This is a genomic window from Staphylococcus sp. HMSC13A10 (assembly GCF_001808005.1).
GTDB lineage: Bacteria > Bacillota > Bacilli > Staphylococcales > Staphylococcaceae > Staphylococcus > Staphylococcus pasteuri.
In genome coordinates this window covers 192,448-206,732 of record NZ_KV791823.1, presented here as the reverse complement: position 1 = coordinate 206,732, position 14,285 = coordinate 192,448, and the positions used below count along the sequence as shown (strand labels likewise).

The 14,285-nt window shown below is 31.9% G+C and carries 12 protein-coding genes and 1 pseudogene; all 13 read left to right on the top strand.

Features of this window, described 5'->3' with window-relative positions; genetic code table 11:
- Nucleotides 1-17: 17 nt before the first annotated feature.
- The 13 genes and pseudogenes from ylqF (at nt 18) to hslU (ending at nt 14,284) form a co-directional block, all read left to right on the top strand.
- Nucleotides 18-893, top strand: a complete 876-nt coding sequence (ylqF, locus tag HMPREF3125_RS00980; protein WP_029055448.1) for a ribosome biogenesis GTPase YlqF — start codon at nt 18-20, stop codon at nt 891-893.
- Nucleotides 886-1,653, top strand: a complete 768-nt coding sequence (locus tag HMPREF3125_RS00975) for a ribonuclease HII (RefSeq protein WP_017638389.1) — start codon at nt 886-888, stop codon at nt 1,651-1,653. The genes ylqF and HMPREF3125_RS00975 overlap by 8 nt, the downstream gene beginning before the upstream one ends.
- Before the next feature lie 110 nt (nt 1,654-1,763).
- A complete protein-coding gene (gene sucC / locus HMPREF3125_RS00970; RefSeq protein ID WP_017638388.1) occupies nt 1,764-2,930 on the top strand; it encodes an ADP-forming succinate--CoA ligase subunit beta in 1,167 nt (388 codons plus the stop codon).
- Nucleotides 2,931-2,951: 21 nt separating this feature from the next.
- Nucleotides 2,952-3,857, top strand: coding sequence for a succinate--CoA ligase subunit alpha (gene sucD / locus HMPREF3125_RS00965; RefSeq protein ID WP_070451350.1), 906 nt, complete (start codon nt 2,952-2,954; stop codon nt 3,855-3,857).
- Nucleotides 3,858-3,983: 126 nt separating this feature from the next.
- Nucleotides 3,984-4,361, top strand: a complete 378-nt coding sequence (locus HMPREF3125_RS00960) for a YSIRK-type signal peptide-containing protein (protein WP_070451348.1) — start codon at nt 3,984-3,986, stop codon at nt 4,359-4,361.
- Between the two features lie 157 nt (nt 4,362-4,518).
- A pseudogene (locus HMPREF3125_RS00955) lies at nt 4,519-5,166 on the top strand (LysM peptidoglycan-binding domain-containing protein); the annotation flags it as partial.
- 30 nt (nt 5,167-5,196) lie between these two features.
- Nucleotides 5,197-6,435, top strand: a complete 1,239-nt coding sequence (locus tag HMPREF3125_RS00950) for an aminoacyltransferase (RefSeq protein WP_070451346.1) — start codon at nt 5,197-5,199, stop codon at nt 6,433-6,435.
- A 210-nt stretch (nt 6,436-6,645) separates the two neighbouring features.
- Complete coding sequence (gene dprA / locus HMPREF3125_RS00945; RefSeq protein ID WP_070451344.1) at nt 6,646-7,515, top strand: DNA-processing protein DprA; 870 nt, start codon at nt 6,646-6,648, stop codon at nt 7,513-7,515.
- 177 nt (nt 7,516-7,692) lie between these two features.
- A complete protein-coding gene (topA, locus tag HMPREF3125_RS00940) occupies nt 7,693-9,768 on the top strand; it encodes a type I DNA topoisomerase (RefSeq protein ID WP_026083538.1) in 2,076 nt (691 codons plus the stop codon).
- Nucleotides 9,769-9,880: 112 nt separating this feature from the next.
- On the top strand, nt 9,881-11,188 hold the full coding sequence (trmFO, locus tag HMPREF3125_RS00935; RefSeq protein WP_070451342.1) for an FADH(2)-oxidizing methylenetetrahydrofolate--tRNA-(uracil(54)-C(5))-methyltransferase TrmFO: 1,308 nt from the start codon (nt 9,881-9,883) through the stop codon (nt 11,186-11,188).
- A gap of 165 nt (nt 11,189-11,353) precedes the next feature.
- A complete protein-coding gene (gene xerC, locus HMPREF3125_RS00930) occupies nt 11,354-12,244 on the top strand; it encodes a tyrosine recombinase XerC (protein ID WP_017638383.1) in 891 nt (296 codons plus the stop codon).
- Between the two features lie 3 nt (nt 12,245-12,247).
- Nucleotides 12,248-12,790, top strand: coding sequence for an ATP-dependent protease subunit HslV (gene hslV / locus HMPREF3125_RS00925; RefSeq protein WP_017638382.1), 543 nt, complete (start codon nt 12,248-12,250; stop codon nt 12,788-12,790).
- 90 nt (nt 12,791-12,880) lie between these two features.
- A complete protein-coding gene (gene hslU / locus HMPREF3125_RS00920) occupies nt 12,881-14,284 on the top strand; it encodes an ATP-dependent protease ATPase subunit HslU (protein WP_017638381.1) in 1,404 nt (467 codons plus the stop codon).
- The last annotated feature ends 1 nt before the right edge of the window (nt 14,285 follow it).

Below are 14,285 nucleotides of genomic sequence, written 5' to 3'. Positions count from 1 at the left end.
GATGAAAGGTGATGACAATGACAATACAATGGTATCCTGGCCACATGGCCAAAGCTAAAAGGGAAGTAAGCGAACAATTGAAGAAAGTAGACGTTGTATTTGAACTTGTAGATGCACGTATTCCTTATAGTTCAAGAAACCCAATGATTGATGAAGTAATAAAACAAAAGCCAAGAGTAGTTATTTTAAATAAAAAAGACATGACTAACTTAAAGGAATTGGAAAAATGGGAACAATTCTTTGAAAATAAAGGTTACTATCCAGTAGCTGTCGACGCTAAACATGGTAAAAATTTAAAAGATGTTGAAAAAGCAGCAATACAAGCGACGAAAGAAAAGTTCGATCGAGAAAAAGCAAAAGGATTAAGACCTAGAGCAATACGTGCCATGATAGTTGGTATTCCTAATGTAGGTAAGTCAACGCTAATTAATAAACTAGCGAACCGAAGCATTGCTCAAACTGGTAATAAACCTGGAGTTACGAAACAACAACAATGGATTAAAGTAGGAAACTCGTTACAATTATTAGATACACCCGGAATTTTATGGCCAAAATTCGAAGATGAAGAAGTAGGGAAGAAACTAAGTCTAACTGGTGCAATTAAAGATAGCATCGTTCACTTAGATGAAGTAGCTATTTATGGACTTCAATTTATGATTAAAAAAGATTTAGTTGGTTTAAAATCACATTACAATATTGAAGTGGATGAAGATGCAGAAATATTAGAGTGGTTTGATGCAATTGGACGTCGAAGAGGTTTATTACAAAAGGGTAATGAAGTGGATTATGAAGCGGTTATTGAGTTAATTATTTATGAAATTAGAAATGCTAAAATCGGCACATATTGCTTTGATATATTTAAAGAAATGAAGAGTGACATTGAACATGTCTAAAACGATTAAAGAAATGAAGCAGTTGCTTGAACAAATTGATACGATTGAAGAACTAGAACAACATGAAGCTAATTTGGATAATCGAAAAGGTGTACAGCAAGCAATTGCTAGTCGTAAAAAGCAATTAGAAAAAGAATTACAACTCATAGAACAATATCATGAGATGACTTTCTATGAAAATGAATTGTTAGCAAATAATGCCGACGAAGTTATTTGTGGCATCGATGAAGTGGGCAGAGGTCCACTTGCTGGACCAGTTGTAGCTTGTGCAGTGATTTTGAATAATGACCATAATTATCTAGGCCTTAATGACTCTAAAAAGGTATCTGCTAAAAATAGAGCAAAATTAAACCAACAATTAATAGATGGTGTTACTGAATACGCTTATGGTGTTGCAACAGCAGAAGAAATTGATCAATTCAATATATATAAAGCGACACAAATCGCCATGCAACGCGCAATAGACAATTTAAAATTAAAACCCACACATTTATTAATTGATGCGATGAAATTAGATAACGAAATTAACCAGACGTCTATTATTAAAGGTGATGCTAAAAGTGTATCAATTGCAGCAGCAAGTATTATGGCTAAAGAACATCGAGATAACTATATGAAAGAATTAGCTGAGCAATTTCCAGGATATGGATTTGAAAATAACGTTGGTTATGGTACTAAAGAACACCTTAAGGGTATAGAAGAATATGGCGTTATAAAAGAACACCGAAAAACGTTTGAACCTATTAAATCAATCAAATAATAGTTTGAATTTTAAATTAATTGCAAAAAAAGAGTGGTATCAGTTTACAATAACGCTTTCATTTTTTATAATTGAAAAGGAACTTAACCTAAGAAACAGGAGGATGGAAGATGAATATCCACGAGTATCAAGGTAAAGAAATATTTCGTTCAATGGGCGTAGCCGTTCCAGAAGGACGAGTAGCATTTACTGCTGAAGAAGCGGTGGAAAAAGCGAAAGAATTAGATTCAGATGTATACGTGGTTAAAGCACAAATACACGCTGGGGGTAGAGGTAAAGCAGGCGGTGTAAAAATTGCTAAATCACTATCTGAAGTTGAAACTTACGCTAATGAATTATTAGGTAAACAATTAGTTACACATCAAACAGGACCTGAAGGTAAAGAAGTTAAACGCTTATATATCGAACAAGGTTGCGACATTCAAAAAGAATATTATGTAGGATTTGTAATTGATCGTGCTACTGATAGTGTTACTTTAATGGCATCAGAAGAAGGCGGTACTGAAATTGAAGAAGTAGCTGCTAAAACTCCTGAAAAAATCTTTAAAGAAACAATTGATCCTGTTGTAGGATTATCACCTTATCAAGCACGTAGAATTGCTTTCAATATCAATATTCCTAAAGAATCAATTGGTAAAGCTGCTAAATTTTTAATGTCACTTTACAATGTATTTATTGAAAAAGATTGTTCAATCGTTGAAATTAACCCACTAGTAACAACTGGTGACGGTGAAGTTTTAGCATTAGATGCTAAATTAAACTTCGATGACAATGCTTTATTCAGACATAAAGACATTATGGAATTAAGAGATTTAGAAGAAGAAGATCCAAAAGAAATCGAAGCATCTAAATATGATTTATCATATATTGCATTAGATGGTGATATTGGTTGTATGGTTAATGGTGCAGGACTTGCCATGGCTACTATGGATACAATCAATCATTTTGGTGGAAATCCAGCTAACTTCTTAGACTGTGGTGGTGGCGCTACTAAAGAAAAAGTTACTGAAGCATTCAAAATCATTTTAGGTGACGAAAATGTTAAAGGTATCTTTGTAAATATCTTCGGTGGAATTATGAAATGTGATGTTATCGCTGAAGGTATCGTTGCAGCAGTTAAAGAAGTAGAGTTAACTTTACCACTTGTAGTACGTTTAGAAGGTACTAACGTAGAACGTGGTAAAGAAATCTTAAATGATTCAGGTTTAGCAATTGAGCCAGCATCAACTATGGCTGACGGCGCTCAAAAAATTGTTAAACTTGTTAAAGAATCATAAGGAAAGGATGGGAACACTAAGATGAGTGTATTTATAGATAAAAATACAAAAGTAATGGTACAAGGTATTACAGGGTCTACTGCCCTTTTCCATACGAAACAAATGTTAGATTATGGAACACAAATTGTCGCAGGGGTAACACCTGGTAAAGGTGGACAAGTAGTAGAAGGTGTTCCAGTATTCAATACTGTTGAAGAAGCTAAACAAGAAACTGGAGCAAACGTATCAGTAGTATACGTTCCAGCACCATTTGCTGCAGATTCAATTTTAGAAGCAGCAGATGCTGATTTAGATATGGTGATTTGTATTACTGAACATATTCCTGTTGTAGACATGGTTAAAGTTAAACGTTATTTACAAGGTAGAAAAACACGTTTAGTAGGACCAAACTGTCCAGGAGTAATTACAGCGGATGAATGTAAAATTGGTATTATGCCAGGTTACATTCACAAAAAAGGTCACGTAGGTGTTGTATCTCGTTCAGGTACATTAACTTATGAAGCAGTTCACCAATTAACTGAAGAAGGTATTGGTCAAACAACTGCTGTAGGTATTGGCGGCGACCCAGTTAACGGTACTAACTTCATCGATGTTTTAAAAGCTTTCAATGAAGATCCTGAAACTAAAGCTGTAGTAATGATTGGTGAAATCGGTGGTACAGCTGAAGAAGAAGCAGCTCAATGGATTAAAGAAAATATGGATAAACCTGTAGTTGGATTCATTGGTGGTCAAACAGCACCTCCAGGAAAACGTATGGGTCATGCTGGTGCGATTATTTCTGGTGGTAAAGGTACTGCTGAAGAAAAAATTAAAACACTTAACATCTGTGGTGTACACACTGCAGATACACCTTCAGAAATCGGTACAACTTTAATTGATGCAGCTAAAGAAGCAGGCATTTACGAAGAATTATTAACTATTAAATAATTTTAATTGATAAACCTAGGGTTCTTTGTAGCCCTAGGTTATTTATTTTATAAAAAACATTTACAATAAGTTGTGTAAAATGATATATTATTTATATAATATATTTAACAACAGGAGTGTAACATCATGTATAATTTCAATCATATTAATTTGCGACTTTCAATCAGAAAAATTAGTTTAGGAGTATTTTCATTAGCAATTGGTTCTTTTATGTTAATAGGGATTTCTAACACGGCAAGTGCCGATGAAATTAATAATAATCAACTTAGTGAAGAACAAAAAATAACTTTAAAAGAAAAAAATAACACTAATAATATAAATATTATAAATACAAATCAAGTTAACGTTTTAAGAGGAGAAGAAAATCACTTACAAAATATTATTGAAGAAAATACGAATATAAATGTAGTAACTAAAGAAAAATCAAATTCCAATAATCAGGTTATTAATAAATCCAATATCGATACATCTGAAAATAGTATTAAAGTCCAAAAAAATAAATAAGTAACAGAAAATGTTAGATACAATAATGAAATAAAAAACTTAAACTTACAAAATGGTCAAAAGAAGATTGAGAATTTAGAATTTAAAAAAATCTGAAAATTCAGTTATCTCAACTACTCATATTGATAAATCAAATAAAAATAACTCTTATGGTTCTGGCGGCTATTTCTTTAGAGCCGCACCGAGTACACAAATTTATACTGTTAAAAGTGGTGATACACTTAGTGCGATAGCTTTAAAATACAAGACTACAGTTACTAATTTGCAAAATTCAAATAATATATCTAATCCAAATTTAATTTTTATTGGGCAAAAATTGAAAGTCCCGATGACACCTCTTATCGAGCCAAAGAAAAAAATACAACCTAAAAATAATTCAACTACACTTGATTATTTAAAGACATTGGAGAATAAAGGTTGGGATTTTGATGGTAGTTATGGGTGGCAATGTTTTGATTTAGTTAATGTATATTGGAACCATCTTTATGGACATGGACTTAAAGGTTATGGAGCTAAAGATATTCCATATGCTAATAATTTTAATGGGGAAGCTAAAATTTATCATAATACACCATCTTTTAAAGCAGAACCAGGAGATATCGTTGTATTTAGTGGGAGATATGGTGGAGGATTTGGTCATACCGCAATTGTGTTAAATGGTGATTATGATGGTAAATTAATGAAATTTCAAAGTTTAGATCAAAATTGGAATTTAGGTGGTTGGCGTAAAACTGAAGTAGCACATAAAGTTGTTCATGATTATGATTACGATATGATTTTCATACGACCATTTAAAAAAGCATAATTTAATTATCTAGAAAGTAGGTTAATTTTAATGAAATTTACTATTTTAACTAGAGAAGAATTTGATGAATTTGCTCAATCTCATTTTAAACACTATACTCAGTCATTGAAACTATATGATTATAGGCAAAAAAATAATAATGATTCACATATAGTTGGGGTGAAAGATGATAATAATAAAGTCTTAGCTGCATGCGTACTTACAGAAGCACGCATACTAAGGTATTATAAGTATTTTTATACTCATCGAGGTCCCATATTAGATTATGACAATTTATCATTACTCAATTATTTCTTTGAAAATTTGAAGGTGTATACATGGAAGCATAAAGGTGTATATGTTTTGGTGGACCCTTATATTATAGAAAACATAAGAAATCCTGACGGAAAAATAATTAAGCATTATAATAATGAACAGATAATGAATGCGCTCCGAAATCTAGGATATTTACACCAAGGTTATAGTATCGGATATTCAAACATGAGCCAGATTCGTTGGATGTCAGTTTTAAATATTGATGATAAATCTGAACAGCAATTATTAAAAGATATGAATTATCAAACGCGACGCAATGTTCTAAAAACAATTGAAATTGGTGTAAAAGTTAGAACGTTATCTATTAATGAAATTTCTAAATTTTATAGATTATTCCAAATGGCCGAAAAAAAGCATGGATTTAAGTTTAGAGAAGAAGAATATTTTAAACAAATGCTAGATATATATAAAGAAGATGCAATGATTAAATTAGCTTATATAGATTTAATAGAATATCTAGATATTTTACAAGAAAAAATATTAACAATTGAAAAACAAATTGAAAACTCTAAAAGTATATTAATTAAATATCCAAATTCAAAGAAAAATAAGACATTATTATCTCAATTAGAATCACAAAAAATAAGCGTCGAGAAGAAAATATTCAGAACTAGGAAATTAATTAAAAGGGATGGAAAAATTTTAGACTTAGCAGCTGCGTTATTTATTTGTACTAAGGATGAAGTTTATTACTTATCTAGTGGCTCTAATCCTAAGTATAATGAATATATGGGTGCTTATAGATTACAATGGGAAATGATTAGATATGCAAAAGAACATAAAATTAATCGGTATAATTTTTATGGGATAACCGGGAAGTTTGGATTAGATGCTGAAGATTATGGCGTTCAACAATTTAAAAAGGGATTTAATACACATATTGAAGAATTAATCGGAGACTTTATTATACCTGTACGACCACTATTATATAAAATATACAATTTGAAACAATAAATAGTAACACAAAACTATAATTAAAAAAGTTCCCACTGTTTATCAAGATATTGGGAGCTTTTTTATAGAAGTTAATGAAGATTTTAAAAATTTACAATGGTTAAAATTTTACTTCTTAAAATTGAATTACATTTTCCATTTATATGTTTATGAACTGTAACACAAAAGCAAGTTGTTTCTGTGTATAATTTAATTAAAGGAGCAATGATTTTGAACAAACATTTTTTACTTAAATTATACTGGGCTCAGTTTACTACTTCACAAATACATCAACTCAACCAATATTATCCACAGCTCTTTCATGTTAATGATTATGAACAAGAATCGTTATTACATTGTTGGATTACTCAATACCAGCCACGATTATTGCCTAAGTTCCTTGACTACAAACAATTTCAATATAATGAAATTATGAAAGTTCTTCGACAATTAGATATCAACTATATCACCTATTTTGATAAAGATTATCCCTATTTATTAAAAGAAATTTATGATTATCCTTTTGTCTTATTTTATAAGGGTAATAAAGACATTTTAAAAAACGATAAAACTTTAGCTATAGTTGGTGCTAGAAAGTGTACAAACTATACAAGCCAAGCACTTAATTATCTTTTTCCTTCATTTAAAAGAGCTCAACTTACAATTGTATCTGGTCTTGCTGCAGGAGCAGATAGTGAGGCACATCAACAGACATTGAATGCCTATTTGCCTACAATTGCTGTATTAGGTTATGGACATACACATCATTATCCAAAATCTACTTTTTCACTTAGAAAGAAAATTGAAGAACAAGGTATTGTTATTAGCGAATATCCACCATTTTCTCCAATAGCGAAATATAAATTTCCTGCAAGGAACAGATTGATTAGTGGTTTATCAAAAGGTGTTTTATTAACAGAAGCTAATGAAAGAAGTGGAAGTCGTATTACTATAGATTGTGCACTTGAACAAAATCGAAATGTCTATGTATTACCAGGAAAAATATTTGATACCTCAACAAAAGGGAATTTATTATTGCATCAAGAAGGCGCAACGATTGTTGTGAATGAACATGATATCTTACAAGACTATTCAATTTAAGAATATAGTGTATATTAAGCAATTAGACTGTAATAAAATGGATTAAAATCATTAAAGAAAAAGACAAATAGTTAATTAAAAAATATAACAAAATGCGTCATAAAATATTAAAACATTGACAAAAACAAAATTGACCGTTTATCATTTATCTTTAGTAATTAGATTAGCAAGGGGGAAATCACTTTGGCAGATAATTTAGTCATAGTTGAATCGCCTGCAAAAGCTAAAACCATTGAAAAGTATTTAGGAAAAAGATATAAAGTTATCGCTTCAATGGGACACGTTCGTGATTTACCTAGAAGTCAAATGGGCGTGGACACTGAAGATAATTATGAACCCAAATATATAACAATACGTGGTAAAGGTCCCGTAGTTAAAGAATTAAAGAAACATGCTAAGAAAGCTAAAAAAGTTTTCCTGGCTAGTGACCCTGACCGCGAAGGTGAAGCAATTGCTTGGCATTTATCAAAAATATTAGAATTAGAAGATTCAAAAGAAAACAGAGTAGTATTTAATGAAATAACAAAAGATGCTGTAAAAGATAGTTTCAAACACCCAAGAGGTATTGAGATGGATCTAGTTGATGCGCAACAAGCACGTCGTATACTTGATAGATTAGTTGGTTATAATATTTCTCCTGTATTATGGAAGAAAGTTAAAAAAGGTCTATCTGCAGGACGTGTACAATCTGTAGCATTGAAACTTGTTATTGATAGAGAAAATGAAATTAGAAACTTCAAACCTGAAGAATATTGGACAATAGAAGGAGAATTTAGATATAAAAAATCTAAATTCACAGCTAAATTTCTTCATTATAAAAACAAACCTTATAAACTAAATAAAAAAGATGATGTTGAAAAAATCACTGCTGCATTAGATGGTGACGAATTTGAAATCACTAACGTGAATAAGAAAGAAAAAACACGTAATCCAGCTAATCCATTTACAACATCAACATTACAACAAGAGGCAGCGCGTAAACTCAATTTTAAAGCTCGTAAAACAATGATGGTTGCACAACAGCTTTATGAAGGTATTGATTTAAAGAAACAAGGTACAGTTGGTCTAATAACATATATGCGTACCGATTCAACTCGTATCTCAGACCAAGCAAAGTCTGAAGCTAAAAATTATATAATTGATAAATACGGAAACGAATATGTTTCTAAAAGAAAAGCAACTGGTAAACAAGGGGATCAAGATGCCCATGAAGCTATCAGACCATCAAGTACTTTAAGAACACCTGATGATATGAAACCATTCTTAACTCGTGATCAACATCGTTTATATAAATTGATTTGGGAACGTTTTGTTGCAAGTCAAATGGCTCCAGCAATTTTAGATACTATCGCTTTAGATGTAACACAAAATGACATTAAATTTAGAGCTAATGGTCAAACAATTAAGTTTAAAGGTTTCATGACATTATATGTTGAAACTAAAGATGACCAAGATAGTGAAAAAGAAAATAAATTACCTAAATTAGAACAGGGAGATAAAGTAACTGCCACTCAAATTGAACCTGCACAACACTTTACTCAACCACCACCAAGATTTACAGAGGCTAGACTAGTTAAAACATTAGAAGAATTAAAAATTGGTCGACCATCAACTTATGCACCAACAATTGACACAATTCAAAAACGTAATTACGTCAAATTAGATAGTAAACGATTCATGCCAACTGAATTAGGGGAAATTGTTTATGAACAAGTTAAAGAATACTTCCCTGAAATCATTGACGTTGAATTTACTGTAAATATGGAAACACTTCTTGATAAAATCGCTGAAGGCGACACAAATTGGAGAAAAGTAGTTGGAGATTTTTATAATAGTTTCAAACAGGACGTTGAACGTGCCGAAGAAGAAATGGAAAAAATAGAAATCAAAGACGAACCTGCAGGTGAAGATTGTGAAGTATGTGGCTCTCCGATGGTTATCAAAATGGGTCGCTACGGTAAATTTATGGCTTGCTCTAATTTTCCAGATTGTCGTAATACGAAAGCCATCGTTAAAACAATTGGCGTGAAATGCCCAACTTGTAAAGATGGCGATGTTGTAGAACGTAAATCTAAGAAGAACAGAATTTTCTATGGTTGTTCAAATTATCCAGAATGCGAATTTATTTCATGGGATAAACCAATCGGTAGAGACTGTCCAAAATGTAATCATTACTTAGTTGAAAAGAAAAAAGGCAGAAGCAGCCAAGTAACTTGTTCAAATTGTGATTATAAAGAAGAAGTACAAAAATAGATATCTATATAAAAATAGCTACGCATTACATTGCGAGAGCTATTTTTATAGTTTTATTAATAAAATTACTCGTTAGAATTTTATATAAATGAGAATAGCAGGAGGCAATAACATGACAGAAACAGTCAATGTAGTTGGTGCAGGTTTAGCTGGTTCTGAAGCTGCCTACCAATTAGCAGAAAGAGGAATTAAAGTTAATTTAATAGAAATGCGTCCAGTTAAGCAGACACCTGCACATCACACTGACAAATTTGCTGAACTTGTATGTTCAAACTCGTTAAGAGGTAATGCACTTACAAATGCTGTAGGTGTTTTAAAAGAAGAAATGCGACGCTGGGATTCACTTATTATTCAAGCAGCAGATAAAGCAAGAGTTCCAGCTGGTGGTGCACTTGCAGTAGATAGACATGATTTTGCAGGTTATATTACAGATACACTTAGAAATCATCCTAATGTGACAGTGCTAAATCAAGAAGTGCACAGTATTCCAGAGGGTTATACAATAATAGCTACTGGTCCACTTACAACTGAAAACTTAGCTAAAGAAATCGTAGACATTACTGGTAAAGATCAACTATATTTCTATGATGCTGCAGCACCTATCATTGAAAAAGATAGTATAGATATGGATAAAGTTTATTTAAAATCAAGATATGACAAAGGTGAAGCTGCTTATCTAAATTGTCCTATGACTGAAGAAGAGTTTGATCGTTTTTATAACGCTGTTTTAGAAGCGGAAGTAGCTCCTGTAAATGAATTTGAAAAAGAAAAATACTTTGAAGGTTGTATGCCATTTGAAGTTATGGCAGAACGTGGTCGTAAAACGTTGTTATTTGGACCAATGAAACCTGTTGGATTAGAAGATCCTAAAACAGGAAAAAGACCGTTCGCAGTAGTGCAATTAAGACAAGATGATGCTGCTGGCACACTTTACAATATTGTTGGATTCCAAACACATTTAAAATGGGGAGCACAAAAAGAAGTTATTAAGTTAATTCCTGGTTTAGAAAACGTAGATATCGTTAGATACGGTGTGATGCACAGAAACACATTTATCAACTCTCCAGATGTTTTAAATGAAAAATATGAATTAATTGGACATGACAACATTTACTTTGCTGGTCAAATGACAGGTGTAGAAGGATATGTTGAAAGTGCTGCAAGTGGTTTAGTCTCAGGTATTAACTTGGCACATAAATTATTAAATAAAGGTGAAGTCATTTTCCCAAGAGAAACAATGATTGGTAGTATGGCATATTACATTTCTCATGCCAAGAATGAAAAGAACTTCCAACCGATGAACGCTAATTTTGGATTATTACCATCATTAGAAAAACGTATTAAAGATAAAAAAGAAAGATATGAAACTCAAGCGAATCGTGCTTTAGAATATCTTGAGAATTATAAAAAAACTTTATAATTTTCAAGTACATGAACTAGGTGGCAAATGCTATCTAGTTTTTTGTTGGTTACTGCTTATAAAGATATAGCATTACAATTCTCGAAAGATTTTGAATTGAATATCAAATCACTGTAAGCCCTACCACGAATATGCTACAATTCAATATGATGGAGGCGAAATTTATTGAATGATATTCAAAAAGCGTTTCTCTATATGTTAAAAGTTGAACGGAATTTTTCAGATCATACACTAAAGTCTTATCATGACGATATAGTGCAATTTAATCATTTTTTAGATCAAGAGTGTTTAGATTTAAATGATTTTGAATATAAAGATGCAAGAAATTATTTAAGTTTTTTATATTCGAAAAATTTGAAAAGAACTACAGTTTCACGTAAAATTTCTACGTTACGTACTTTTTATGAATATTGGATGACGCAAGATGAAACGGTCGTTAATCCTTTTGTTCAACTTGTACATCCTAAGAAAGAACAATACCTTCCTCAATTTTTTTATGAAGAAGAGATGGAAGCATTATTTAAAACAGTTGATACTGACAATAAAAAGGGCATGAGAGATAAACTCATACTTGAATTACTATATGCCACGGGAATTCGCGTTTCTGAGTTAGTGAATATAAAAAGAAATGACTTAGATATGAATTTACCTGGTGTCAAAGTATTAGGTAAAGGTAATAAAGAAAGATTTATACCTTTTGGAGAATTTTGTAAACAAAGTATCGAACGGTATTTAGAGGAATTCAAACCTTTAAAAAATGTTGATCATGATTATTTAATCGTTAATATGCAGGGTCAGCCTATTACAGAAAGAGGCGTAAGATATGTACTTAATGATGTGGTCAAACGTACGTCAGGTGTTACAAATATTCATCCGCATAAGTTAAGACACACGTTTGCAACTCATTTACTTAATCAAGGCGCTGATTTAAGAACAGTACAATCTTTATTAGGTCATGTTAATTTATCAACAACTGGTAAATATACGCACGTATCAAATCAACAATTGAGAAAAGTTTATCTCAATGCACACCCTCGAGCAAAAAAAGGAGAATGATTTATGGATAATTCATTACATGCAACAACGATATATGCTGTTAGACATAATGGCGGTGCTGCAATGGCAGGAGATGGACAGGTCACATTAGGCCAACAAGTCATTATGAAACAAACAGCTAGAAAAGTGAGACGTTTATATGATGGTAAAGTGCTTGCAGGCTTTGCAGGTAGTGTTGCTGATGCATTTACACTTTTTGAAAAATTCGAAACTAAATTACAACAATTTAGCGGAAATCTTGAAAGAGCTGCTGTTGAACTTGCGCAAGAATGGCGAGGAGATAAACAACTACGTCAACTTGAGGCAATGCTAATTGTTATGGATAAAGATGCTATTTTAGTTGTAAGTGGTACAGGAGAAGTTATAGCACCTGATGATGATTTAATCGCCATAGGTTCAGGTGGGAATTACGCATTAAGTGCAGGTAGAGCACTTAAGAGACATGCAACTCATATGTCTGCTGAAGAAATGGCATATGAAAGTTTGAAGGTTGCATCTGACATTTGTGTATTCACAAATGATAATATTATAGTTGAAACATTATAAATATATTTAATCATTCGAGCAAATTGATTTGTATATAAATTAAATAACACTAATTTCAAGTAATTTATGATATATGGAGGTAAAGCATTCATGGATACAAATGGTATTAAATTAACACCGAAAGATATTGTATCTCGATTAAATGAATATATTGTCGGGCAAGATGACGCAAAAAGAAAAGTGGCCATTGCCCTACGAAATAGATACAGAAGAAGTTTATTAGATGAAGAATCTAAACAAGAAATTGCACCTAAAAATATTTTAATGATTGGACCAACTGGTGTTGGTAAAACTGAAATAGCTCGTAGAATGGCTAAAATTGTTGGTGCGCCATTTATTAAAGTAGAGGCAACTAAATTTACTGAAGTTGGCTATGTAGGACGAGACGTAGAAAGCATGGTAAGAGACTTAGTAGATGTATCCGTTCGTTTAGTCAAAGATGAAAAGAAAGAATTGGTTAAAGATGAAGCAACTCAAAAAGCCAATGACAAACTAGTTAAATTGTTAGTTCCAAGTATGAAGAAAAAAGCTTCTCAAGGAAACAATCCGTTAGAATCACTTTTTGGTGGTGCTATTCCTAATTTTAATCAGAACAATGAAGAAGAGGAAGAACCACCAACAGAAGAGATTAAAACAAAACGTTCTGAAATCAAGCAACAACTTCAAGAAGGTAAGTTAGAAGAAGAAAAAGTACGTATTAAAGTTGAACAAGATCCTGGTGCATTAGGCATGTTAGGAACGAATCAAAATCAACAAATGCAAGATATGATGAATCAACTTATGCCTAAGAAGAAAGTTGAACGTGAAGTACCAGTTAAAACAGCACGTAAAATATTAGCAGATGATTTTGCTGATGAGTTAATTGATCAAGAAACTGCAAACCAAGAAGCATTAGAATTGGCAGAACAAATGGGAATTATCTTTATTGATGAAATTGATAAAGTGGCAACAAATAACCAAAATAGCGGACAAGATGTTTCAAGACAAGGTGTTCAAAGAGATATCTTACCAATCCTTGAAGGTAGCATGATTCAAACTAAATATGGTACTGTAAATACTGAACACATGCTATTTATTGGTGCTGGTGCATTCCATGTTTCTAAGCCTAGTGATTTAATTCCAGAACTTCAAGGTAGATTCCCAATTAGAGTAGAACTTGATAGTCTATCAGTCGAAGACTTCGTAAGAATTCTTAAAGAACCTAAATTATCACTAGTTAAACAATATGAAGCATTACTTGAAACAGAAGAAGTAACTGTTAATTTCTCTGACGAAGCTATTACTCGATTAGCTGAAATCGCATATCAAGTTAACCAAGATACAGATAATATTGGTGCTCGTAGATTACACACAATATTAGAAAAAATGTTAGAGGATTTATCATTTGAGGCACCAAGCATGCCAAATGCTGTAGTTGATATTACACCGCAATATGTAGACGATAAATTAAAATCAATCTCAACAAATAAAGATTTAAGTGCATTTATTCTATAAA

Bases quoted from the DNA above. Each gene is read 5' to 3' on its own strand.
- ylqF (WP_029055448.1), top strand. From the start codon at position 18: ATGACAATACAATGGTATCCTGGCCACATGGCCAAAGCTAAAAGGGAA.
- HMPREF3125_RS00975 (WP_017638389.1), top strand. From the start codon at position 886: ATGTCTAAAACGATTAAAGAAATGAAGCAGTTGCTTGAACAAATTGAT.
- sucC (WP_017638388.1), top strand. From the start codon at position 1,764: ATGAATATCCACGAGTATCAAGGTAAAGAAATATTTCGTTCAATGGGC.
- sucD (WP_070451350.1), top strand. From the start codon at position 2,952: ATGAGTGTATTTATAGATAAAAATACAAAAGTAATGGTACAAGGTATT.
- HMPREF3125_RS00960 (WP_070451348.1), top strand. From the start codon at position 3,984: ATGTATAATTTCAATCATATTAATTTGCGACTTTCAATCAGAAAAATT.
- HMPREF3125_RS00950 (WP_070451346.1), top strand. From the start codon at position 5,197: ATGAAATTTACTATTTTAACTAGAGAAGAATTTGATGAATTTGCTCAA.
- trmFO (WP_070451342.1), top strand. From the start codon at position 9,881: ATGACAGAAACAGTCAATGTAGTTGGTGCAGGTTTAGCTGGTTCTGAA.
- hslV (WP_017638382.1), top strand. From the start codon at position 12,248: ATGGATAATTCATTACATGCAACAACGATATATGCTGTTAGACATAAT.
- hslU (WP_017638381.1), top strand. From the start codon at position 12,881: ATGGATACAAATGGTATTAAATTAACACCGAAAGATATTGTATCTCGA.